A 23,546-nucleotide genomic window follows, 5' to 3' on the forward strand; every position below is an offset into this window, starting at 1 on the left:
AATAGAACTCACCCCGGCGTAGCCATTTTACGTAAATTCAATTCAGCAATAATTTTAACAAAGCGCTGCTCATTGAGCTTATAAAATAGCCCCATGGTTATGGCTGCAATCATTGCCAGAGTGCAAGGGTAAATAAAAATCAATTGGCGTAACCCCTCCAATACTGATGCCGATTGGGCAACATTGGGAATATAACCAATCTGAGTGAGCATGATACCGGGCAGAAATCCAGCCAGTGCGGCAGAAATTTTTCGCGAGAAGGTATAGCCGGTATACACCGACCCTTCTGCGCGAATACCTGTTTTCCATTCACCATAATCCACCGTATCGGAGACTAATGCCCAGTTCAGGCTGTTGACAAATGCAGTACCGAAAAAGGCCATACAGGAGAATGCAACAAAGCTGACCGAACTGGTGCCCCAGATATAATTCAGTACATCCCCCATGCCCCATAACATTAAGCCACTAAGGTAGACGGTTTTCTTGCCGAAATACTTCACCGCCGTGGGGACCAGCAATACGCCAATCAAAATACAGCCCATACTGAAAAAACCCATATAGGACAGTAAATGAATATCCTGCAATACATACTGAGTGTAATAAACCTGAATCGCCAGTTTGATATTGAATGCTGCCAACGTGCACAGATTGGCAATACATAACACTAATAGCGGCGGGTTCTTAAAGATGGCGCAGAATGATTTAAAAATACCCGGTTTATGGTGTACCGATACCGGTTCCACATAGCGTTCTTTGACACCGGAATAACACCACCACATGCAGACCAGGCCGAACGTGACAAATATTAGCGCTGCAACCAGATAACCTATCTCAGGCGAGGACGTAAACAGCAGTTGAATTGGCATAAAAGCGACCGTGCACAGTAATAGCCCTACCGTCGCCCCACCCTGTCGCCAGGCTGCCAGGTGTGCGCGCTCATTTGGGTTTTTGGTCATTGCCGGGACCATCGCACCATAAGAGCAATTCATCAGACTGTAGAATAAACCGAATAACATAAACAGCACTGTTGCCAATACCGTTTTGATATTTAGACTAAAGCCAGTATTGAGAAAGTTCGCGACAGCCAACAACGCCACAGGTAATGAGGCATACAGAATAAATGGCCGGAACTTCCCTTTCACACCAATGTGACGGCGAGAATCTAATAGCACGCCGGTAAACATATCGGTAAAGGCGGTAAAGAACTTGGCAATCAAAAAAATCACGCCACCGTAAATAGCCGGGAGCCCCAGAATATCGGTATAAAACTTCAGTAAATAAAGTGTCCCGATGCACAGCATCAGGTTAGAACCAAAATCGCCCATCCCATAAGCTATTTTTTCCCGCAGCGGTAATCGAAGTGTTACCGGGTCCTGGTAAGTTGAATTCGGCATCTGACAGGTCCTTTTTATTTTTTAACCCGCTTACCTCCGGTTAAATCTCACTCGCACCGGATCCTGCCATAAGCGGGTTGTAGGGTTTTGGTGGTGTTAATTCATCTGATTAAACAGATCAAGGCTAGATTGCCGGACTGACATCGCGTTTGCGCTCTTCCAGCTCGCTGACAATCTTGATGTAATTTTTCTCGGTCAGATGGTAGAACAACCCCATAGTCAGTGCGGTAAGTATCGCCAACCCGCATGGGTACAAGAAGATAAGCTGCGTTAGCCCCTCCAGCGTTCTTTCTCCCTGTGCCACGTTAGGCACATAACCGATATACGCCAGCATGACACCGGGGAAGAAGCCTGCTAACCCTTGGGAAATCTTACGGAAGAAGGTGAAACCGGTGTATACCGTCCCCTCTGAACGCACGCCGGTTTTCCACTCACCATATTCCACCGTGTCAGAAACCAGCGCCCAGTTCAGGCTGTTCACAAAAGCGGTGCCGAAGAAAGCCAGGCAAGAGAATAGAACAAATAAAGTCGAGGTGCTGCCCCACATGTAGTTCATGGCATCCCCCAGAATCCACAAGCTCAGTCCCCCCAGATAGACGTTTTTCTTACCAAAGCGTTTCACCACCGTCGGTACCAGCAGCACCCCCAGCAAGATGCATCCCATACTGAAGAAGCCCATGTATGACAGTAACGTGACATCGTTGAGTACGTATTGGGTGTAATAGATCTGAATCGCCAGTTTGATATTGAAACCAGCCAAGGTGCACAGATTAGCAATACAGAGTACAAACAACGGCTTATTGCCAGTAATGGCTTTGAATGATTGCAACAGACCAGGTTTGGCTGCTCCCGGTTTTGGCAGTTCGACATAACGTTCTTTGACGCCGGAATAACACCACCACATGCACAACATGCCGACAAAAGCGAAGATGGATGCAGCCACCAGATAACCGGTCTGCGCCTGCCCTTCAAATAGCGACAAAATGGGCACAAAACCGACGGTACACAATAGTAGTCCGACGGTTGCCCCCCCCTGACGCCATGCGGCAAGCTGAGCTCGCTCTTGTGGGTTTTTGGTCATGGCGGGAACCATTGCACCGTATGAGCAGTTCATCATGCTAAAGAACAGGCCAAAGCTCATAAAGATCAACGTAGCCGTGATGGTTTTACCGGTAATACTAAATGAGGTACCAATAAAGTTAGCCACCACCAGCAAGGCCACCGGCATCGATGCATAGAGGATAAAGGGGCGGAACTTACCCTTTGGCCCGATATTGCGGCGGTTATCCAGCATGACACCGGTACCAATATCGGTGAATGCAGTAAAGAAACGCGAGATTAGAAAGATTAATCCTCCCCAGGCGGCGGGGATTTCCAACACATCCGTATAAAACTTAAGCAAGTACAATGTACCCACACACAACAGTAAGTTTGAACCCACATCGCCAATCCCGTAGGAGAATTTCTCGCGCAGCGGCAGTGTCAATTTTACTGGATCTTGATGTATTTCACTCATGTCACTCTCCTGAGAGGCCCGCCACCCGCGGGCCTCTGCCTGTGTTATAACGCCCGTAATGATGCAAACAATTCAGCCCATTCACTGCTCGCCCGGTAGAACACCGGCGGTTGTCCCATTGGTGCCGCGACAGTTACATCAGCCCCGCCACAGTGTGATTCACCGGTCCACAGATTGATCCAGTTGTCTGATGGCAAATAGAGTGTCCAATCGGTGCGCCCCTCTTCATATACCGGTGCAACTAACAGATCACGGCCAAACAGATACTGGTATTTCAGGCCATAGGTGTGAGCATCATTCTCGTAATGCAGGAACAGTGGGCGCATTACCGGCAAGCCAGATTGTGAGTTAAGCGCCACGGCTTGTTTGATATACGGCTTCAGCGTGGTAAAGACTTGGGTCATCCGGGCAAACTGACGGATAGTCTCGACATCGCTATCAAACTGCCAGTTATCATCCGGGCGGTTACCTTCATGAGTACGCATCAGGGGGGTAAAGGCGCAGAATTCACACCAGCGCATCAACAACTCTTTACTGCGTTTCATCTCAAATAACGTGGTGTAACCACCAATATCGCTGTGATGCAAACCATGACCGGTCATTGCCAGTGATAACGCCGCAGGTATAACAGATGCCAACCCATCATCCAGACTCCAATCTACGTTCTGGTCACCAGCCCACATCATCACCGAGTATTTTTGGCTACCGGTATAACCGGCCCGCATAAAGAACAATATTTCGCCTAATTTGCCGGTTTCGACCAGGGCGTCGTAGTTACATTTGGCCCACAGCGCGGGCCAGGCGTTATGCATGATTTCAGCATCGACACCATTGTCCATCACGGTGTCGGTCGGCAAGTATTCGCCAAAGTCGGCCATCCAGCCATCAAGGCCAAACGCGATCAGATTCTTTTTAATCACTTCCTTATACCAGTCGTAGGCCGCCGGTTTGGTCAGATCAACCACCCCGGCATAGAATTCACCAAACTCCACCTGGTAGTCATTGCCGCTGTAGTCTTTGGTCAAATAGCCCTTCTCTGCCGCTTCGGCATACAGCTCTTTTTCAATCGCCACATAGGGATTGATATAGCCGAGGAAGCGCACACCTTCTTTCTTCCATTGCACAATACGTTTATCCAGCTCAGGATAGAGGTCGCTGTCCCAGCGCCAGTTCCACATCAGGCGTTTACCAAAAGATGTTATGCGACGGCCCTCCCAGTCCTGCGCCCAAATACCGCTGACTTTCACCCCATGCTCACGCATCATCTCCAGCTTTTGCTGGCACACCTCGGTCCCGCCCTGAATCCCCAGAATCACGCCGTCATATACCCAATCCGGTAACTCAGGCTGGCGGCCCAATAATGCGGTCAATTGCTCCAACAGACCGATATAGCTGTCAGCACACTCAAACCGTAGCACCGCTACGTCTTGCCAAATCGCCAGTTCGTGATAGTCAGGGGCTGAAAAATCAAAATTCATATAGCAACTGTTATCAACGTGACAGTAGTATTTTTGGCTGCTAACAAAAGTGGGCTGCGGGAAGAAGGTCCAGTAATAGTCACCGCCCGCGTTCTCTTTACAGTCGGCCTGCCAGGTAACATAACTTTGCTTGTTGCGCCCCACCCCCTGCTCGCTGGTCCACAGTGGGAACGGCTTGCCACGGAGATCGAAATAGGAGAACTGTTCACCACCGCCGTAGATATGGTCCTCCGGTTGCGCGGCGAGCCGTAGCCACATTCGGTTATTCTCTTTATCACCATTGCGCAGGGACATCTCCAACCGCCCGGCCGCGTCGTAGGTAATATGTAATGTGGCTTGGGCTACCTCTCCCCGGCTAAATTGAATCTCCCACCCCTGCTGTTGTGGGGTGATAACCGCATCGGTCAATGCCAGTTTTTCACTCAAGCAATCTTTGATACTGAAATTGCCACGGAACATATCAATGTCCGCTTTACCCCGACCAATCCACAGGCACGGTGTTTGTGCGCTGTGTTGCAGTAACAAACGTTGTTGGAATGAAAGAGTGAAACCGCCATCGTGCTCAACCAATACCACTCCCGGCAGGTTGCCCGCTTGATAAGTCATAATAAAAATCCCCAAAAAGTATAAATACTGTTGATTTAATTAGGGTTCTTAACTTTCATCAGAACCCCTATTATCAGAATGGTTGCCCTATCAGGTCAGCTCAATCACCTCAAGGTTGAGTAAACGAGCCACCTTGCGCAGCAGCGGGCGATGTTCGCCATAGACCAGCGAGGTATGATGTTCCATACCGGCATCCAGTAGCCGTTGACGATAGCTATCAGCATCGATATCCAGTTTTGCCGTCCCGGCAGTGCCAGAGAACGCCAGCGGAGCTTTGATCATCTCGCCGCCTGCCAGCATCAGACGCAACTTGCCTTCACCCTGCGTAATACGGCATAGGGTGATGCGGCCCGGTTTAAGGGCAAACTCGGATAGCAGGGGTAACTTGCGGTTGGAGTGGATGGTGGCTTGTACCGGCCCGTCGCGATCAGCCATTTCAATCGGTGCCTGACCACAATGCCAGAACACCACACTGTTGCTCACCGGGTCGATATCGACCAAGTCGGTATTGAACGCGGCACTACCAGAAGCCCACTGCGCCATTAATGACGAGAGCACGCCGAACATGTCAGCCTCGCAGCCACACGGAACGAGGTCTTCATTCATCAGCGCCAATGCGCCACAGGCAGCACAACCATAATCGGTGAAGAAGTCTGGCCAGCAGCGCACCGCAATACCGGAGTAACCCTGCTGTTGCGCTTTCTCACGCAACGCTGAGTAGACTTTCAGCGTTTTACAGGTCGCACTTTGGTCCATTTCCGCCAAATTTGGGAAATCTTTAGCGCGGCGCAGATAGGGTGCATCGGCGGCACTGTCCGGTAGCGCTTTTACTTCATCGATAAATTCCAACACGGGTTGGCGATCAACGCTGACACCAAAGTGTTGTGTCAGTTGTTGTTGGTTGTAGTTACAAGCATCGAACCCCAGTGGATGTTCGCCTATTACCATCACTTTGGCGCACTTAAAACGATTGACGATCGCGGCAGCCTGCGCCAATTGTTGTAGCTCGCTGACCACATGGGCATCATCCGGCAGGCCATGAACAGTCTGGACCTTGATATTTTCGCGGCTCAGTGCATGACAGGCCAAATTAACCCCGCAGAAGGAGTTGAGCCGTAAACGGCCACCGGTACGAGCCTCCGGGAAGGACCACATAGCTGTTGGGACCGGGAAGTCACGCACCACTTCACAGGTCAGCGAAGCATCGGTAAACGTCACCTGTAAAATTAGCAGTAAATCAAGGTTGGCCTGCTTCAGCGCGGGCAAGGCTTGTAACGCAGACTCGGCATCAAACTGTAATGCCGGTTCCCCAATCAACTCGATATCCATTGCTCTCAGGGTATTCCACGCCTGCGCCAGCATTTCCTGCGCATACGGCACATCAAAAGTACTACGACCCAAGGCCAACACGCCCACTTTTGCTTTTTTATTCATCATATTGCTTCCAGTGAATTTAATGACTTATCGGTTGGCGCAGCTCAAGCGACAACACTGAAACGGTGTTCGGTGTAGCTAGAATAATTTTGATTTGGTCGCAGAATGACATCGGGGAAGTGCCCCTGATGAATGCTGTCAGGGAAGGCCTGTGTCTCCAGACATATTCCTGAAAATGCCTGATAGCGATGCCCTGCTTTGCCATTCCATACCTTGTTAGAAAGCTTGAATGCGTTATAAAACTGAATACCTGGCAAGGTGGTATGAACCGCCATCACCCGACCTGAATGTGGGCAAATCAGCGTGGCCGCCGGTTGCAGAGTGGTGCTATTTTTCTGCGATAAATCGTTTTTTTTCAGCACATAGTTGATGTCAAAATCCTGCGCTGGCCGCTGTTGCATCGCATCACCCAAGCGGCGGGCATTACGAAAGTCAAATGCAGTGCCTGCAACACGGACAATCTCGCCGGTCGGTAGCATGCTGCTTTCATCCACTGGCGTGATAAAGTCAGCGTCAATTTTCAGTTGCTGGTCGTGAATTAAATGAGTGTGACCGCGCAGATTGTAATGGCTGTGATTCACCAGATTGACGATGGTTGCCTTATCGGTTTGCGCCTCGAAACTGAAGGTCATGACATTGTCATCCGTCAGGCCGATACGGTGGCGCACCTGTAAATTCCCCGGATATCCCTCTTCGCCATCGGGCGACGTGCGGCTAAAAATAAGACCATCGCCCTCTTCCTGCGCCTGCCAGACATACTTATCAAAACCGCGCAGGCCACCGTGCAAATGCTGCCCGGTCGGCAGTTCATTGGTTGCCAGCAGATACTCTTGCCCGTCAATGTTAAAGCGCCCACCCGCAATGCGATTGGCACAGCGACCGGCAATGGCACCAAAGAACGGATGACCGGCCTGATAGGAGGTCAAATCATCAAACCCCATCACCACATCCTCCAGTTGCCCGTGGCGGTCCGGCACCCAAAGTTGGGTGATGATACAACCGTAGTCGGTCACGCAGAGCCGCATACCATTGCGGTTAGTTAGTGTAAACAGCGAAACTTCCTGCCCCTGATGCTCGCCAAATTGCTGGCGTTGAATTGTCGTCATACACTCAACCTCGTATTTCGTACGGCTTTAGTCGCCTGCCCGTTCAGATGCAAAACGCCATGCCGTACGATAGATAGAAAGGATTAGCCAGCAAAAGCAGCGGCTTTCCCCTGGCTGCCAAACAAGCGGATTTTTTCAATCACTTTTTGTTTCATCACATCACGCCCGTGGCCCAGAGAAACCGCCAAGACATACTCCTCTGGTGATTGATGCAATACTTCGCTAACCCCTTGGGTAAAGGCCTGACGCAGCTCGGTATCGACATTGACCTTGGCAACCCCCAAGGTAATCGCGCGGCGAATTTGCTCATCCGGCACCCCAGAGCCGCCATGCAATACGATAGGTTTCTTGACGATTTCGCGGATTTCTTGCAGGCGCTCAAATGCCAGTTTCGGCTCTTGCTTATACATTCCGTGAGCGGTACCAATTGATACCGCCAGATAATCAATGGTGGTCAGTTCGGCGAACTGTAGCGCTTCATCGCAACCGGTGATCAGGGCATCTTTTTCGTCAACTGAGATATCATCTTCAGTACCACCGATTTTACCAATTTCACCCTCAACGCCGATATTCAAGGCATGAGCGACATCTGCCACCGCGCGGGTAATACGCACATTTTCATCGAATGGCAGGTGAGAGCCATCGAACATCACCGACTGGAAACCGGCCTGAACCGCCGCCATGGTCTGCTCAAAACTACGGCTGTGATCCAGATGGATACAGACCGGTACCCTAATGTCGTGCATAAAGGCATCAACCATCTCTTTCATGGGTTTTAACCCCATGACGCTAATCACTTTCTGCCCAATTTGCAGCATGATGGGCGCCTGCTCCTCTTCGGCAGCCAGCAAGATCGCGCGGATTGTTTCCGCATTGTGGGCACTAAAAGCGCCGATGGCATAGCCATGCTGCCATGCGTGTTGAATCAAGGTATTACCGGATACATAAGACATTTTCTCTCCCTCTGCGTGCTGATAACAGCCGCTTTAAAAACAATCAATTAATCGGAAATCATTCGGTTGTTGGCAGACCAGACTGACTGCGAACCTGTTGTAAAATGGCACTCCAATCCTGGCGCCCGCGCCCGCAGGCTCTGGCCTGACTGTAAACCTCGCGGGAAGCAGCCCCCATCGGCATGGTGACGTGCAATTGGTTAGCCACATCAAGAGCGATACCTAAATCTTTATGTGCTAAATCAATCATGAACGCTGGCGTTAAATCCCCCTTCAGCACCTTATTTGGCCACGTAGTAGTGAAATGCCCTTTACCCGCCGGAGTGCCACTCATCACTTGCAGTGCGACATCGAAAGACAGTCCCAGTGCTTCGCATAGCACGGCGGCCTCCGCCGACAACGCATTGAGCGCAATACTCATGTAGTTGTTGATAAGCTTCACGCGGATCCCCATCCCCGGCCCGCCCGCATTGATAAGTTCAGATCCCATTGCCATCAGCAATGGCGTTGCCCGCTCAACCTGCGCTTGCGTTCCCCCCGCCAGTATCAATAAGGTGCCGGCCTGTGCATGGTCAGAGGTACGCCCCACCGGCGCATCCATAAAACCATACCCTTTGGCCTGCATCTGTTGCGCCAAACGGTCAGTCTGTAATGGATGGATAGTGGACATATCAATCACCAGTGCATCTGGTGACAAGCGGCTACAAACGCCGTCGTTGCCGAACAGCACGTCATGCACCAGTTCTCCGTTAGGGAGCATGGTGATAACAAACTCTGCTCCTTTGGCGGCCTGCCCTGCGTTACCACATGGCGTGGCACCCAGCGCAGCCAACACCGCTACCGCGCCGGGGTTGGTATCGAAAACATGCAGTTGATGCCCGTGTTTAATGAGGTTACGCGCCATGGGCGATCCCATTTGCCCTAACCCGATGAATGCTACCTGTGCCATTATTCTCTCCTGTCACCTGATGTCATTTCTCGTCACTTGATTGGAATATTTTGTCTGTTTTTGATCGTATTTGTAATTTATGGTCAAAAAATTGACATTCGTCACTCTTTTAACATTTGAACGAATTAAAATGGTCACATCGTGATCAACAGCCCTTTTTTGGCTAACCAAGGAACTGAAACCATGACCCGGATTGCATGTGTAGGAATTGCGGTGCAGGACCGCCTCTATTACCTGGCAAAACTGCCCGATAGCGGCGGTAAATATGTGGCGGATGATTATCGTGAGATTGGTGGAGGGCCTGCGGCAACAGCAGCGGTAGCGGCGGCTCGACTGGGCGCGCAAGTCGATTTTATTGGCCGGGTAGGTGATGATGCCACGGGCAATACTCTGCTCGATGAGCTGGAACACTATGGGGTAAATACCGCCCTTAGCCGCCGCTACGCCAATGCCCGTTCATCGCAGTCGGCGGTCTTGGTCGACCATCATGGGGAGCGCATCATCATTAACCATCCCAGTCCTGACCTGCCAGAAGATGCCCAATGGCTGACGGGGATAGATTTCAGCCACTATGATGTCGTGTTGGCGGATATCCGTTGGCATCAGGGGGCGCTAACCGCATTTACACTGGCCCGCCAAGCCGGTATCACCACCCTGCTTGATGCCGATGTCACGCCGCAAGATATCCGCCCGTTGGTCGCTCTTGCGGACCACGCGGTCTTCTCCGAGCCGGGTTTACAGCGAATGACGGGCAAAAATGACACTGACGCTGCGCTCTTATTAGCCGCCAGTGACACAAACGGACAGGTGTATGTCACCCGAGGTAAAAAGGGTTGTTATTGGCTGGAGAATGGCGAACAGCAACATCAGGCGGGATTTGAGGTAGTCGTGGTCGATACCACCGGTGCGGGGGATGTTTTTCATGGTGCATTGGCGGTAACGCTGGGCCGACAACACACAATTACTGCGGCAGTGCGCTATGCTAATGCCGTGGCGGCATTAAAATGTACCCGCCCCGGTGGGCGGGCCGGAATACCTGATTGTGATCAAACTGACTCTTTCCTGACGCATTTTGTATAAAATAAACAATAGTATGATGAATGAGAGAGAGCAAAGCATGAGTCTGACCGAACTAACCGGTAACCCACGCCACGATCAACTGATTCAACTGATCGCCAGTCGTGGCTATATGAATATTGATGAATTGGCACAATTGCTGGATGTTTCGACTCAAACCGTGCGTCGCGATATCCGTAAGCTTAGCGAACAAGGGCTGATTACCCGTCATCACGGGGGAGCCGGGCGAGCGTCTAGCGTCGTGAATACCGCGTTTGAACAGCGAGAGCTTTCATATACTAAAGAGAAAATGGCCATTGCTGAGGCGATTGCTGATTACATTCCCGATCGTTCAACGGTGTTTATCACTATTGGTACCACTGTTGAACATATCGCCCGCGCATTGATAAATCACAGCCACCTGCGGATTATTACTAATAGCCTGAGGGTGGCACACATTTTATATAAAAATACCGATTTTGAAGTGATGGTGCCAGGCGGTACGCTACGACCAAACAATGGTGGCATTATTGGCCCCAGTGCGGTCTCTTTCGTTGAAGGTTTCCGCGCCGACTATCTGATTACCAGCATGGGAGCAATTGATAGCGACGGCAGCCTGCTGGAGTTTGATGTTAATGAGGCGACAGTGGTGAAAGCGATGATGGCACATTCCCGCCACATCTTATTGGCAGCCGATCATACCAAGTTCCACGCCTCCGCCGCCGTCGAAATTGGTAATGTTGCCAAAGCTACAGCGCTGTTTACCAATGTTTCTCCCCCGTCACAACTGGCCGCACTGTTGCAGCAACAACAGGTGGAACTGGTGATCACACAGTTAGGTAATCAGGAACCCACTATCTAAATTTTACGCAAAAAAAAGCAGGCGACACGGCCTGCTTTTTCAGGATTTAACGCGCTAAGAACAGGTCAGTTAATGGTGCTATCACCATGACCAACCACAAGAGTAACGCACTGAACATAGCGCGCTGTAGCAATTTACGAGCGCCCTGCCAGCGAGAGTCCAGGCTGCGCCCGCTGATAGGCTTGCTACGCCATACATGTTGTAACGCCGCATCAAAATCCTCAGTTTGCGCTGAGTTGGCATACAGCAAGGCAAATAACCGCTCATCAAGCCATAAGCGCCAACAGTAATAATGGGTGATACCCGCGAGCATCAAGAGCAACGTAGCGACCGGACTATCCGCGCCCCATAAGGCAAAGACTATCGGTGGTACCGTCAGTGCGGCCAGATAACGCCAACTGGCAAGATGAATAGTCAGAACCTGACCCGCTATTGGCCGGTTGAGCATGATGTTTCCTTTTGTTGCCATACTGCCAACGCCCGTAAGTGCTGTGGCTGTAACACCACTTGCGGCCGGGCCTGTCGTAATAATTCAGCGGCCGCCAATGGCGTCGCAACCCGCCCCTGATCAAGCAACCATGCAGCAATCACCAGTGCGCTGCGAGACATGCCCAGAGCACAATGAACCAGCACCGTGCCATGTTGCTGATGCAGTTGATTAAGTAACGTAACCGCCTGCATTAATTGCCGTTGCTCGGGCACCACTAAATCCATCAATGGGCAGCATCTATAAGGTTTACCCTGGCTGTAACGACTGCGGCTAAACTCCGCCGTCACATCCAATACGCTTGCTGGCAATATGTCGGATCGCGGATAACTACCAATAAACACCCCATCAGCCACCGCAATTACCGAGGGAAGCTGGCGAGTGAACCCATACATCGACAATCTGGCCCCTAGCCGATAAGGCCATAATAGCAGCCGGGCTGAGGGTGAGATCCGGCCATCAGCGCGCTTTTGGCATACATCAGCCCCCCAGCCGCAATAGCCCACAGCCACAGCCAGCAGTGACAGCACCGGCCACCACAGTAAACTCCATCCGCCGCCCAGCCACCCTGCCAGCCCAGTTGCCAATAAGGCACCGCCACCATAGTAAAAAGCCAGTTTCAGCGATGAACGACAAGGCGGTAGCCAACGCCAGCCACCCGTTATCGGGACCAGATAACTGACAACCACACCTGCCGCCAGCCCTGTAACAAGATCAATCACATGATGCTGCCAGGTCGTGAGCACCGAGACTGCAATCAATGCAAACCAACCACTCATCAACCAACGGAATACCCCTTTGCAGTGCGGCCAGAATCGTAGCCACAGCAACCATGCCAGCATAATATGTAGCGATGGTGCCTGGTTGTAGGGTAAATCAAACATTTCCAATTGCTGGAATAGCCAACCGAACGGCCCGTCGGTTACTGGGCGAATAAAGCTGAATTTTAGTGGGAACAGCAGAAAACCCAGGCACGCCACCAGTGATGCCATTACCAACCGCAGCGCGTGACGCGTCTGCTCTTGCTGTGAAGTGCAAATAAACAGCGACAAACCATACAACAGATCAATGCTCCAATAGGGCACGATGGTCCATGGCAGAAAAGGGATCTGCTGCTCCCAATCATATACCACACTGCCAACCCCAATACGGCTGGCCGTAAAGTGGTTGGTCTGACCGTAGCTAATAAAAAATAGCGGGGCCAGCAACAGCAGCCATAATGCGCCACGCCACCACAGTGACTTGCGTGGCGAGCGAATATCAGATTCAGTCATCGGCACGGCGAACCGCCAGCGATACGGTAAAAATACCCCATTCATCAATCAGTTGATGACATTTATCAAAACCGGCCTGTTCAACCAGCGCATCCATCTCGCCCTGACTGCGCACCCGCATCACCCAAGGCTGACCACCTTGATGGCTGGTCAATGCGCGGGCAATCATGTTAAGTTGCGGATGCCACGGCTGGCCGGTATAAACCAATATACCGCCGACAGGAATTGCCGCGGCCAACCCGGCCAATGATGCCTGAATCATGTCGTTGTGCGGGAAGAGTTCGTATAAACCGGAAACGATCGCCAGCGTCGGATTTGGGGCCAGATTGGCTAACGAGTCACGATCAAACGCATCTCCTTTCTCGAAACGCGCCACCTCGGCCAGATTGCGCTCTACAATCATCTGCTGCCCTTTCTCCACGTTCAGGTCGCTGTAGTCACGCAGTAGGATTTGCTCAACATCAGGTTGGTTCGTCAGCGCATCCAACACATAACGGCCATGACCGGCCGCGATATCAACAATTCGCAGCGCCATGCCTTTATCTCGTAACTGCTGGAGTGCTTGTTGAATCGTCTGTTGTAAATGTACTTTACGCCTACGAATACCGCGCCAGCCAATACTATTGAGGTATTGCTGGTCAATGTAGCGCCCTAGCTTGTTAGTGCCTTGCGGCTGATTGCGATAGACGTAATCTAGCGTACTGCCAGAGTCAAAACCGGTTTCAAACCCTAAACGCACCCCAGTTGCACTGCGGCCCAACGTTTGCATACCGTAACGCAAAGCAGAGTAGTAGATTCCCTCCGCGGAGTACGGTTTCAGGGGCACTTGCAGTGCACGGTAGCTGTCCGCACTGGCACTCCAGCGGTCTTCGTAGCGGTAATTGTGCGTTGGCAATTGTGCGGTATACAGGCTTTCAATAAAGCACCGCATTTTATCGAATGCCAAATGCCGCTCTTTCTCGCCCAAGGTGTCGTGATAAAAACCGGGTAGGATATGTTGTTCTTTGACCGGGCTACTTAAGCGCTGATAAAACTTCAGTTGCGGTGCCCGATGAACCACAAAATCATCACCGGAAATCAGCAGTTGCGTTGGCAATGTAATGGCCGCGGCATCTTGCACAATCCGCTCAGCCGCACGGTAAAGATCTAACAGAATATTCACCGCAATAGGTCGGCTGACCAGCGGGTCGCTATCAAAACTGGTAACCCGTGATGCATCGTGGCTGAGAAACTTACCTTTGACGTAGGATTTAACATAGAACAAACCCCGTAAGCGGTGCATTAGCGCCAATCCTGGGCGGGCAAATGGCACATACAGTTTCACTTTAAACGCTGGCGATGCCAAAATCATGCCCCGTATTTTCGGTGCGTAATCATGAACCCAAGTTGAAACCAACACCGCGCCAACACTTTGTGCCACCACCACAATGTCCTGCAACGGCACACCACTATCCACGGCGGCGAAACGGACAAACTCATCAACATCTTGCACCGAACGGGCCAGACTTGGGCTATAACCACGATCACCCGGTGATTGACCATGGCCACGCGCATCCCAGGCATAAAAAGTCACATCCGGCAGCATCAATTCATCGACAATATGCTGTAGACGCCCCGAGTGTTCATGACCACGATGAAACAGCACCATCACCCGCTTGGCAACGCCGCTCTCAGCAGGCCAACAACGGTAGAATAACGGAACATTATCACTGGTGCTAAACGTCAGTTCCTGCGCGAGACGGTTTCCTTGAGTCACGGTATTTTCCTTGTGGCAAGTTGTTGCAAAATGATAAAGCGCTGCTGCAATTCTGTGCGAAACACCTGTTTATCATCATGATAATAGAAAGGTTTATCCACATAGATATCAATAAAAAATGGCACCGGAATGTGTTGCCCTTTGCCCATCGCCCGCCCCAGCCCATGCATATAAATCGGCGTTATCGGGACGCTGGGGAACTGACGGCTTAAATACCACAATCCCGATTTAAACGCTGAAAACTGCTCCGGCTCGCCACGTGTCCCTTCGGGGAACAGAATAACAATTTTGTTGTTTGATAACGCCTCGATGCAACCCGCTAAGGGATCATTGCCCTTGGTCGAACCACCGCGCACCACCGGGATAATGCCGATTACCTTGGTCGCGAACCATGCCATGGCACGATTACGGAGGAAATAGTCAGCGGCAGCCACCGGATGCACTTGCGATAGCGTTGACAGCGGAAAAAGGGTAAATAGCGTCAGGATATCCAAATGGCTATTATGATTCGCCACCACAATTGCCGGGCCGTTCAGCGGCAACTGCTTGCGCTGCCAAACGGAAACCCCCAGCCATACCAGCACCACCGGATACGCCACACAAAGTGTAAAACACCAGCGCAAAAGTCGGTTCACAGTGTAGCCTCAGTAATAAAAGTAGCGGATAAAATGGAAGAACAGCGGCGCGGTATAAATAAGCGAATCCAGCCGGTCAAGAATACCGCCGTGGCCGGGTAATAATTTGCCTGAATCTTTCACCCCAAGATCTCGCTTAACCGCAGACATCACCACATCACCGCAGAAACCAGTCAAACCAATAAGTAATCCGGCCAACAGAGAGAAATAGATATTCATCGGCGTTAGAATCGGCCCCAGAATGGCCGCCAGCAACATGGTGGTTGCCACACCCCCCAACAAACCGGCCAATGTCTTATTCGGGCTAACGCTGGGGGTGACTTTGATGCGGCCCAGTGATTTCCCCCACAGGTATTGAGCAATGTCATTCAGTTCGGTCAACGCAACCAGGAATACCACCAGCAGTGCCCCCTGCGTGCCAATAGGGCCAGGCAGTACCATCAGGAATGCCACATGGCTCAAGGCAAATACGGTGGTCATCAATCCCCAATGCATATTTGATGCTGCGTGCAGGAACCCTTTGGTGTCACCAATCAGCACCATCCTGACGGGCAGGAACAAGAATGCATAAATTGGAATGAAAATGACGAACATGCCGTACCACCCTATGCCGACCCACAGATAATGAATTGGGATAGCCAAATACATCCATAACAGTGGGATATTATCGGAGCGGCGGGTTGATATCAGTGTTAGAAACTCTTTTAGCGCCAGAAAACTGATGAAACCGAAGATAACCAGTGACAGCCATTTCGGGCTAACCATCGCTACAGTGAAAACGATAATAATCAACCACCAACTGGTGATGCGCTGACGTAACTCCAACCACTCTTTTTGCGGGTAACGCAGCATCAATATCACGATAATCACGCTGGCAAGCGCCAACAGACCAAAAATAACCATCAGACTGATAGCAAGTCTCGAGTCCATATTACGCCTCGCCCTTTAGCGCTGCCCGGCAGCGGTTGATACATGTCCACAGCAATAACAACGATGCTAAAGCGAACAGCCATGCGGAAAAGGTTAAAGCGACAGGCCACAAAGCAACTGCTAACCCATAAGCGCCGAACAACAGGGCGCGATCGCTTTTTCCCAATGGTCCCTGATAACCTCGCGGCTGCCCCAGCGTTTGCGCCATAATGCCGCAGAACTCCGTCAGAAAAGCCAGAAACAGTGCCAAGATAACCCACTCAGGACGCGCATAAGGCAGCAAAGCAAACGGCAGGTAGAGCGCAATATCCGAGATAACGTCGCCAATCTCATTGAGCAACGCGCCGAGGCGTGACTGCTGGTTAAACTCCCTCGCTAACATGCCATCAATCGCATTCAGCGCCATACGGAAAAAGAGAAACACGGGGAGTAGAATAAACATCATGCGTGATGGGAATAACGCCAATAAGCCGCCCACCAGCACTGAAGCAATCAGAGTAAATAATGTGACTTGATTCGCCGTAATCCCCCGCCGATACAACCAGGCCAAACACGGTCGCAACAGCGCCTGAAATCGCGGTTTAATATCATAAAGCGTCATAAATATACCTGTGTATTGACCCTGAAAAGTCAGCAATTAGCTATGCGGATGGTTAATGAAATTATTCCACACCAAATTATTATAGAAAGGTATCACTTGTGGCCGGAGAGACCAATAGGAAAAACAAAGCAGGAATGAATTGTATCCACTTGATTTGTAGGATTTTTCTTATAACCACGTTGTTTGCCTGTTTGCGGGCTATCGTTAGTCTCGCCACAGCAGTAAGGAGTAACAACGCGGGTTATTGTAGTGGCTGTTGACCTTCCACTGTCGAGCCAAAATCATCAATAATTGAGAAGAATACCGTCATATTCTTAGCCGGAATTTGATTACCGACTAGCCCACCATCGATGCTACTTTTCGGGGCGACCATATCGTCATTCCCCAACTTAACCGGGGTTCTCGCGGCACTTTTACTTTGCGCAATCTCCACAGTCTGGAATGTCACATTAAATGGCGTCGGATTGGTGACACGAAAGACCCCGCCACTGCCCTCTGGAACCCATCTGAAAGAGAGTTGGTTAAGCACCCCCTCTGAACTGGCAGGAATACCCGCCGGGCGATAGAACAGTTTGATGCGTGAGCGGAAGGCAATTTGTACTTCATTGCCGGCAGCCTGCGGTGAAGCGGTTTTCGGTGGCACTTCTAATACATTCAGCCAAAACATCGATTCGCGATCAGACGGCAGTTGACCGGCAGTACCGGTATAGTAAATGCGAACAGATTTATTGGTTTGAGGATCAAGGCGGAACACCGGAGTATCAACAACAAAGGGTACCTTTATCTGCTCAATGGATTTATCCATTTCAGCAATATTGTTATCAACCCACAGTTGCAGTAAAGCTGGGCGATTGCCCTTATTGAGGATCTGCACGCTGCCTGATTTATCATCTCCAGTAACCACCACTCGGGTCAGACCAATAGCAATACCCGCCTGCGCTGTGGTAGTGAGCAACAAGGAGGCAAGGGTCACCGCCGCAAACACGTGGTACCAATGCGTGAACCTGCGGATATACAGCATGAGCCAGTACGAAAACGTTTTCATTTATAGATCAACGTAAAAGTAAATGCGCCGTTGACGGAACCACTTTGCACGGTGCTTTCAGTTTGATAAAGCCCGGCGTTCATCGGCACGGTGTAGCTCTGCGTGCTCACTGAATTATAGCCGCTCAAGGTGTATTCGGTATTCAACACGATAGGTGTATTTGTCTGGCTACGCAATAATACCCCCACGCCTCTGGCGGTAGATCCGCTATTCAACGCTACCACACCATTTGCCGCATTCAGCACATTAGTTGCCGCGCCAAACGTATAATTAATACCCGCTAATCCACCGGGGCAGTTATTAAAATTGAGATTAAATGATTTTAACCCTTCAATATTGCCAATCCCAGTAAATTTATTGCTGGCGACATCCGGTAAATTGACAATCACATCCGGTGTGGTGCAGGTCTGTGTCATTAACTGGATATTCAGGGAATTTGGCGCAAAATCAAATAATCGGTAGCGGGTTGATTCAAGATAACTACTGGTGCCATTGTTATAGGTGCGATAGTTATAGGCATAAGCAGGGTCAAAAGCGGCAGCCCATCCACTGGTTAATGTCGTGGCAATCTTAACAAACTTGATTTGTAGTTCTATGTTCAAGTTAAAATTAGCCCCATTGTTGTAAGGAATAGGGCCTAACAGCGGTGAGGAATAAACTATATTTGCCGCGCTAAAGCCATTCATCGGCTTCCAGTCGCTGCTGAAACCTGCGCCGGTCACGCGAAAACGCAGTGCATAGCCTAAGCCAGCTTTACCGGTATAAGAAAATACACTGTGACTATTGCCATCAATGTTGATTGTCCGATCGATGCTGTACGGCGAGAACAGCCCTGCCCCAGCCTTAATACTGTCATTCATTGAGGTGGATAATATCTTGCACACCCAGCCCCCTGCGGGGAAGCTTATCCATGAACCAATCGGCGAACCAACCGCAGTGTTGGGCGGAACTCGCAGCGTGGTTGTCGGGCCATAAATATAGTAAGTACCGCTATAGTCACAATCCATGGCAGAGCCCAAGGCATTAGCATTATGGCTGATCGCTAAACCACTCATCACCAGTAACCACAGTAAAAGTTGTTTTAGTTGACGGCAGCCGTGCGCTATCGAATCACTGGCTGCACCACAGGACCTGTCCATGTAATATTGCGCTATATTCCGATAAGAACTCATTTGCATATCACCTCTAACTGCCGGAATTCACCCTTAACCAACGCGCCGCGGGGTAATTTATAATCAAAGCCGCAACTATCACCAACGCCCTCACCCCATATCACGCGCAGATGTCCATCTTGCTGGTTCACCCGCACCATGGCTTGCCCGCCCTGAGCGATATAGACCACACTGGCACCAGTGGCATCTTTCACCTCGGCACCAAACGGCAGTGGTGTGTTATCCGCCCGATGTCCGGTCAATAACATCGAATAGCCACTAGATGTCTCAAACTTCACCAGTGCCACCGCACCGGCAGTAGGGGCAACCCGCTGACTGGTGGTTTTAAATTCCACATCCGACGATAAGCCTTTTGGATCCAGTTCGACATCATTTTGTCGGTAAGGGCTTAAGTAAGGCACCACCGCCCGGCCACTGCTATCGAGACGCATCCCCGAGTAGTTGGCCACACGGGCTCCGGCAGCATCCGGGGCCTCAACAATCCCTACCGTATCGCCCAGATAGGAGGCAAAAACCACACCACCACCGTAGGCGACGATGCCACCAGACATATTGACACTGGCCTGCTCGTAATCATTACTTTTCGAATAACTGCCGCCAATAGTCGTTTTAGGCGCCAGCCAACTGCCCGTCACGCCTACAGTGTTGTAGTTACCGTTCACGTCAGTACGGTTATTCGCCGCTGAAACACCATAGTTAAATTGATTATCGTCGCCAGCAGAACCTGAAACCCCGGTTTGAACTGAACTGCTGTCACGAGTGTGGGTGTAACTGGTGCTCAACCGCGGTGAACCCCGTTTGCTGCCCAACGGAATGGAGAAAGAGACGCTCAGTTGATTATCCCAATCCCCACTGGACATATTGCGCAGCCGATTAAGAGCCAGGTTATAACTCAGTGACTTATAACTATTATTATAACCGAGCTGGAAATTCATATCGCGACGCTGCCCGCCCCAATAATCCTGCGCATTCGCATTGGCATAAAACGAACCATAACCCTCTGGCAAACCTTGAGTAATACTGATTTGCGCCTGATTGCGGCGACGATACTTAAAACTGTCATCGTAGCGGGTATTACCATCTGGCAGGCTTGAATTGAAAATAGTGTTATTAACTTCGCCATGTTGCAAATAGTCACGCATGCGCATCGCTTCTGACGGCGTATAAAAACCGTCACTGGAATAGTGGTAACTGGCGATGGTCAGGCTGGTATCGGTTTGCGGTAATGAGTTCGCATAGGTAATGCCCATACTCTGACCGTTCTGATCACTCTCACCGGGTAACCTGGTTTGCGCTTGTGTCAAACTAAATGCCACCGCTCCGACGGGGGTATTAAACGCCAGCCCGGCAGAGGCCGATAGATACCCTTCGGCCGCAACTACTCCGCCGTTGCCGGTGATTAAATTGGATAAGCCATGGCGTAAGGTTCCCATCAAGAGAGCCGGTTTTTCCGCCATTGAATTATCACGATACTCACCGGCCATTAAAGAATAGCGCGTGGTTCCCGGCCGCAATAGCTCGGCAATTGATGCAAATGGCACGGTAAACGACTGCTCGCTACCATCAGCTTCAGTAATAGTGACAATCAGATTGCCGCCCTGGCCTGTAGGGTAGAGATCGTCGATGGTAAAAGGCCCCGGTGGCACCGTGGTTTCATAAATAGATTGGCCTTGTTGACGCACCACGACACGGGCGTTAGTACGGGCGATGCCGCGCACCACAGGTGCATAACCACGCTGAGAGTCAGCGAACATACGATCATCCGAGCTTAATTCAATGCCACGATAGCTGAGACTGTCGAATACCTGACCATCAGTATTGGAGTCACCAATCGTCATTTTGCTGTATAAGGATGGCACCGCACGCTCCGCGTAGGTGGCCAGATTTTGATAATCAAATCCCTGACTGTCACTTCGATTTAATGCGCTACGATAGTATAAACGCCAACTTTGCCAGTTGAATCCGCCTAGCAGCCCGAGATATTGATAAGTCTGGCTGCTGGCATCACTCTGATTACTGCGATAACCGGTGTAATCATATTTCAGCGTTGCCGCCGTCACACCATCATCCCAATATTTGGGATTAACATAGCCACGCGCCTGGCGGATTAAAGAAGCCTGTGGGATCTGAATATCCAACCGCTGGGTATTCTCATCAAAAATGGCATTCCCACCGTCCAGCAGAGTACTTAATGATGAGCAAACACGGGCAGTTTCCAGTTGTTTCAGTACATCAGGCGTGAGCTTAGTGGTATCAATTCCGAGTTCATCAAACAACTTTAAGTCAAAACACGGAAGGGCCACTTTAGATTCTGGCGACGGCAACTCAAAGCGTATCGCCTGACGCCCGATCCATTGCTCATTCAAATAGATATCAATGCTACGCTCACCTGGAGCAACGGGATTGCCCTCACTATAGCGACTGGCATCAACAGAAAAACGGAGGAAAGAATCACTGAACTCAACATGTTCAGGGTCTTCAGCACAGGCGGGTAAACTAAATAGCATGCCGCCCAAGCTAAAAATAACAAAGGAGAATGCCGACAAATATTTCGGGCGCTCGTTTTTTTGATAATACATGTAATAATTAAACATTATATCGAGGCCATTTAATAAATATGCACCTGGTGGATGCAGAGAAAGACTAATTAATTATATTTATGTTTTTATTGCGCCAACTTTTGAACACCCTGCGTTTCGCCACCCTGGTCATTGATAACAGAATAAAAAACTTGTGTAGTATTATTTATTGGACCGTTAACGCTAACCGGTAAGCTAAGCTCAGCAAAAGGTGCAATCATCTTATTATTTATTTTGCTCAAGTTCGCCACCGCTGGGCTCTCTTTTGATGCCCGTAACTCCAATTTTCTAAAGGTTATATAATACGGTGATGCATTTTTTATAACCAGTTGATTGCCCTTTTTAGAAAAGGTCAGATTCGTAATAGCCTGTTCTATCGGCATCGTTAATTCTGCCGGGCGATAGAACATTTTTATTCGGGTACGGAAAGCCAATTGCAATTTATTATCTTCCCCCGTGGCACCTTTAGTGGGTTTAGGTGGAATTTCTAGCAAATTAAACCAAAAAAGCGTTTCACGATCGGCTGCTAAGCCGCTGCCAGTACGGAACAGGCGAATAGTCTGATCCCGTTTAGGATCCAGACGCACTACTGGTGGCGTAACACTAAAAGGCACCTTGATAGTATCAGGACGCGCATTCGCATCACCGTTATCAATCCAGGCTTGAAGAAGAACCGGCATATTACCGGTATTGGAAACCTTAACCACGCCTTCACGCTGCTTCTCGTCATAAATAACACGCGTACCCGTGATCATTACTTCAGCACGGGTAACCGTTGCTGCAACCAGTAATGTGACAAAAGCAAAGGCCATAAAGTATGTTTTGCGCATAAGAGTTTCCAATTATAGAGCGAATGAAACAGGGAGCATTAAGCTCCCATTCGGCAACAGATAACATTAGCTATAACAATAACTTGCCATCAGTCACGCTATATCACACGCTTTGATTAATCGTAAACAATAGTATAGTCGACTTGTGTTACAACGGTACCAGCACCAACAGTGCCACTATTCGCATAATATTGTGCGTAGTAGCCCAATGTTGCATCACCAGTGGAAATATCTTCCACCACGCCGCCCTGGCTAGCGCCGCCTACCATGATTGCTGTGCTGCTTTTGTCTAACAAACGAACCTGAACACCCGTCGCTGTACCGCTATTGTTGTTCAACCGGCCAGTGCTGGTCTCAACAAAAGCACCTGGTTCGAAGTAAGCATAAGCGTTATTCAGTGTCGCCCCAGTACAACCAGACAACGAGATATTGAACGGAGTGGTACCCGCAACGGAGTTGACAGAACTCAGTGCGCTTGCAGAAATAGTCGGTAAGTTAACGGTCCCATCTTTAGTGCCGTTGTTGACAGAGACACCACAAGTCGTATCTGTAATTTGGCCGTTAATGGTAATAGTTCCATCAGCAGCAAATGCTGATTGTGCAATAAATACGCTTGCAATAGCAGCGATTAATGCATTGCTAGTTTTAATTTTCATGTTTATTTCCCCGTGCTTTAAAATAAGGTTTTAGGCCAATAATATTAATTAGGATTAATATCCTGAATCAGTGACATCCGATTTCTTACGGCTATTATTTCAGCATTTTAAATATTGTCAATCCAGCCCAAAACGTGAGGTTATAAATGCATTACCAAATAATAAGAATCACAGAATACAAACAAAAGAAGAATGGAAATTTACGGTAGGATATATCTCACTCCATG

The 23,546-nt window shown here is 50.0% G+C and carries 20 protein-coding genes; 2 read left to right on the forward strand and 18 right to left on the reverse strand.

Translation table 11 applies throughout. The features are described from left to right. Nucleotides 1–8: 8 nt before the first annotated feature. The 7 genes from V1952_RS09620 to yihU form a co-directional block, all read right to left on the reverse strand. Nucleotides 9–1,394: an MFS transporter gene (locus tag V1952_RS09620; RefSeq protein WP_372558647.1), complete on the reverse strand. Its 1,386-nt coding sequence runs from the start codon at nucleotides 1,392–1,394 to the stop codon at nucleotides 9–11. 124 nt (nucleotides 1,395–1,518) lie between these two features. Continuing rightward, on the reverse strand, nucleotides 1,519–2,910 hold the full coding sequence (locus tag V1952_RS09625; protein WP_372558646.1) for an MFS transporter: 1,392 nt from the start codon (nucleotides 2,908–2,910) through the stop codon (nucleotides 1,519–1,521). 44 nt (nucleotides 2,911–2,954) lie between these two features. Continuing rightward, nucleotides 2,955–4,994, reverse strand: coding sequence for an alpha-glucosidase (locus tag V1952_RS09630; protein WP_420074666.1), 2,040 nt, complete (start codon nucleotides 4,992–4,994; stop codon nucleotides 2,955–2,957). A gap of 90 nt (nucleotides 4,995–5,084) precedes the next feature. After that, nucleotides 5,085–6,431, reverse strand: coding sequence for an L-fucose/L-arabinose isomerase family protein (locus V1952_RS09635; protein WP_420074667.1), 1,347 nt, complete (start codon nucleotides 6,429–6,431; stop codon nucleotides 5,085–5,087). Between the two features lie 41 nt (nucleotides 6,432–6,472). Then, nucleotides 6,473–7,534 (reverse strand): aldose epimerase family protein, encoded by a 1,062-nt coding sequence (locus V1952_RS09640; RefSeq protein ID WP_372558643.1) that lies wholly within the window; start codon nucleotides 7,532–7,534, stop codon nucleotides 6,473–6,475. An 83-nt stretch (nucleotides 7,535–7,617) separates the two neighbouring features. Next, complete coding sequence (locus tag V1952_RS09645; protein ID WP_420071289.1) at nucleotides 7,618–8,487, reverse strand: class II fructose-bisphosphate aldolase; 870 nt, start codon at nucleotides 8,485–8,487, stop codon at nucleotides 7,618–7,620. Nucleotides 8,488–8,545: 58 nt separating this feature from the next. Beyond that, a complete protein-coding gene (yihU, locus tag V1952_RS09650; RefSeq protein ID WP_372558641.1) occupies nucleotides 8,546–9,436 on the reverse strand; it encodes a sulfolactaldehyde 3-reductase in 891 nt (296 codons plus the stop codon). A gap of 183 nt (nucleotides 9,437–9,619) precedes the next feature. Here yihU and V1952_RS09655 point away from each other — a divergent pair, with 183 nt between their 5' ends. Then, on the forward strand, nucleotides 9,620–10,516 hold the full coding sequence (locus V1952_RS09655; protein ID WP_420074668.1) for a sugar kinase: 897 nt from the start codon (nucleotides 9,620–9,622) through the stop codon (nucleotides 10,514–10,516). Between the two features lie 37 nt (nucleotides 10,517–10,553). Further along, nucleotides 10,554–11,354 (forward strand): DeoR/GlpR family DNA-binding transcription regulator, encoded by an 801-nt coding sequence (locus V1952_RS09660; protein ID WP_372558639.1) that lies wholly within the window; start codon nucleotides 10,554–10,556, stop codon nucleotides 11,352–11,354. Between the two features lie 46 nt (nucleotides 11,355–11,400). On the opposite strand, the gene V1952_RS09665 is transcribed toward V1952_RS09660, so the two are convergent. The 11 genes from V1952_RS09665 to V1952_RS09715 form a co-directional block, all read right to left on the reverse strand. Further along, nucleotides 11,401–11,802 (reverse strand): hypothetical protein, encoded by a 402-nt coding sequence (locus V1952_RS09665; RefSeq protein ID WP_372558638.1) that lies wholly within the window; start codon nucleotides 11,800–11,802, stop codon nucleotides 11,401–11,403. Next, entirely contained in the window at nucleotides 11,784–13,115 is a 1,332-nt protein-coding gene (locus tag V1952_RS09670; protein ID WP_420074669.1) for a phosphatase PAP2/dual specificity phosphatase family protein, read from the reverse strand. The genes V1952_RS09665 and V1952_RS09670 overlap by 19 nt, the downstream gene beginning before the upstream one ends. After that, nucleotides 13,108–14,871: a bifunctional alpha/beta hydrolase/class I SAM-dependent methyltransferase gene (locus V1952_RS09675; protein ID WP_420074670.1), complete on the reverse strand. Its 1,764-nt coding sequence runs from the start codon at nucleotides 14,869–14,871 to the stop codon at nucleotides 13,108–13,110. The genes V1952_RS09670 and V1952_RS09675 overlap by 8 nt, the downstream gene beginning before the upstream one ends. After that, on the reverse strand, nucleotides 14,868–15,506 hold the full coding sequence (locus V1952_RS09680) for a lysophospholipid acyltransferase family protein (RefSeq protein WP_372558635.1): 639 nt from the start codon (nucleotides 15,504–15,506) through the stop codon (nucleotides 14,868–14,870). Before V1952_RS09680 ends, V1952_RS09675 begins: the two co-directional genes overlap by 4 nt. A gap of 9 nt (nucleotides 15,507–15,515) precedes the next feature. After that, entirely contained in the window at nucleotides 15,516–16,436 is a 921-nt protein-coding gene (locus V1952_RS09685; RefSeq protein ID WP_372558634.1) for a phosphatidate cytidylyltransferase, read from the reverse strand. Between the two features lies 1 nt (nucleotide 16,437). Beyond that, nucleotides 16,438–17,037: a CDP-alcohol phosphatidyltransferase family protein gene (locus V1952_RS09690; protein ID WP_372558633.1), complete on the reverse strand. Its 600-nt coding sequence runs from the start codon at nucleotides 17,035–17,037 to the stop codon at nucleotides 16,438–16,440. A 241-nt stretch (nucleotides 17,038–17,278) separates the two neighbouring features. Further along, complete coding sequence (locus V1952_RS09695; RefSeq protein WP_420074671.1) at nucleotides 17,279–18,082, reverse strand: molecular chaperone; 804 nt, start codon at nucleotides 18,080–18,082, stop codon at nucleotides 17,279–17,281. Continuing rightward, nucleotides 18,079–19,254, reverse strand: a complete 1,176-nt coding sequence (locus V1952_RS09700; protein ID WP_420074672.1) for a fimbrial protein — start codon at nucleotides 19,252–19,254, stop codon at nucleotides 18,079–18,081. The genes V1952_RS09695 and V1952_RS09700 overlap by 4 nt, the downstream gene beginning before the upstream one ends. Continuing rightward, complete coding sequence (locus V1952_RS09705) at nucleotides 19,251–21,833, reverse strand: fimbria/pilus outer membrane usher protein (RefSeq protein WP_420074673.1); 2,583 nt, start codon at nucleotides 21,831–21,833, stop codon at nucleotides 19,251–19,253. Before V1952_RS09705 ends, V1952_RS09700 begins: the two co-directional genes overlap by 4 nt. Nucleotides 21,834–21,919: 86 nt before the next feature. Next, nucleotides 21,920–22,663, reverse strand: coding sequence for a molecular chaperone (locus V1952_RS09710; protein WP_420072537.1), 744 nt, complete (start codon nucleotides 22,661–22,663; stop codon nucleotides 21,920–21,922). 116 nt (nucleotides 22,664–22,779) lie between these two features. Beyond that, a complete protein-coding gene (locus V1952_RS09715; RefSeq protein ID WP_083159201.1) occupies nucleotides 22,780–23,319 on the reverse strand; it encodes a fimbrial protein in 540 nt (179 codons plus the stop codon). Nucleotides 23,320–23,546 lie beyond the last annotated feature (227 nt).

This window comes from Yersinia sp. 2542 StPb PI, assembly GCF_048593855.1.
Lineage (GTDB): Bacteria > Pseudomonadota > Gammaproteobacteria > Enterobacterales > Enterobacteriaceae > Yersinia > Yersinia enterocolitica_E.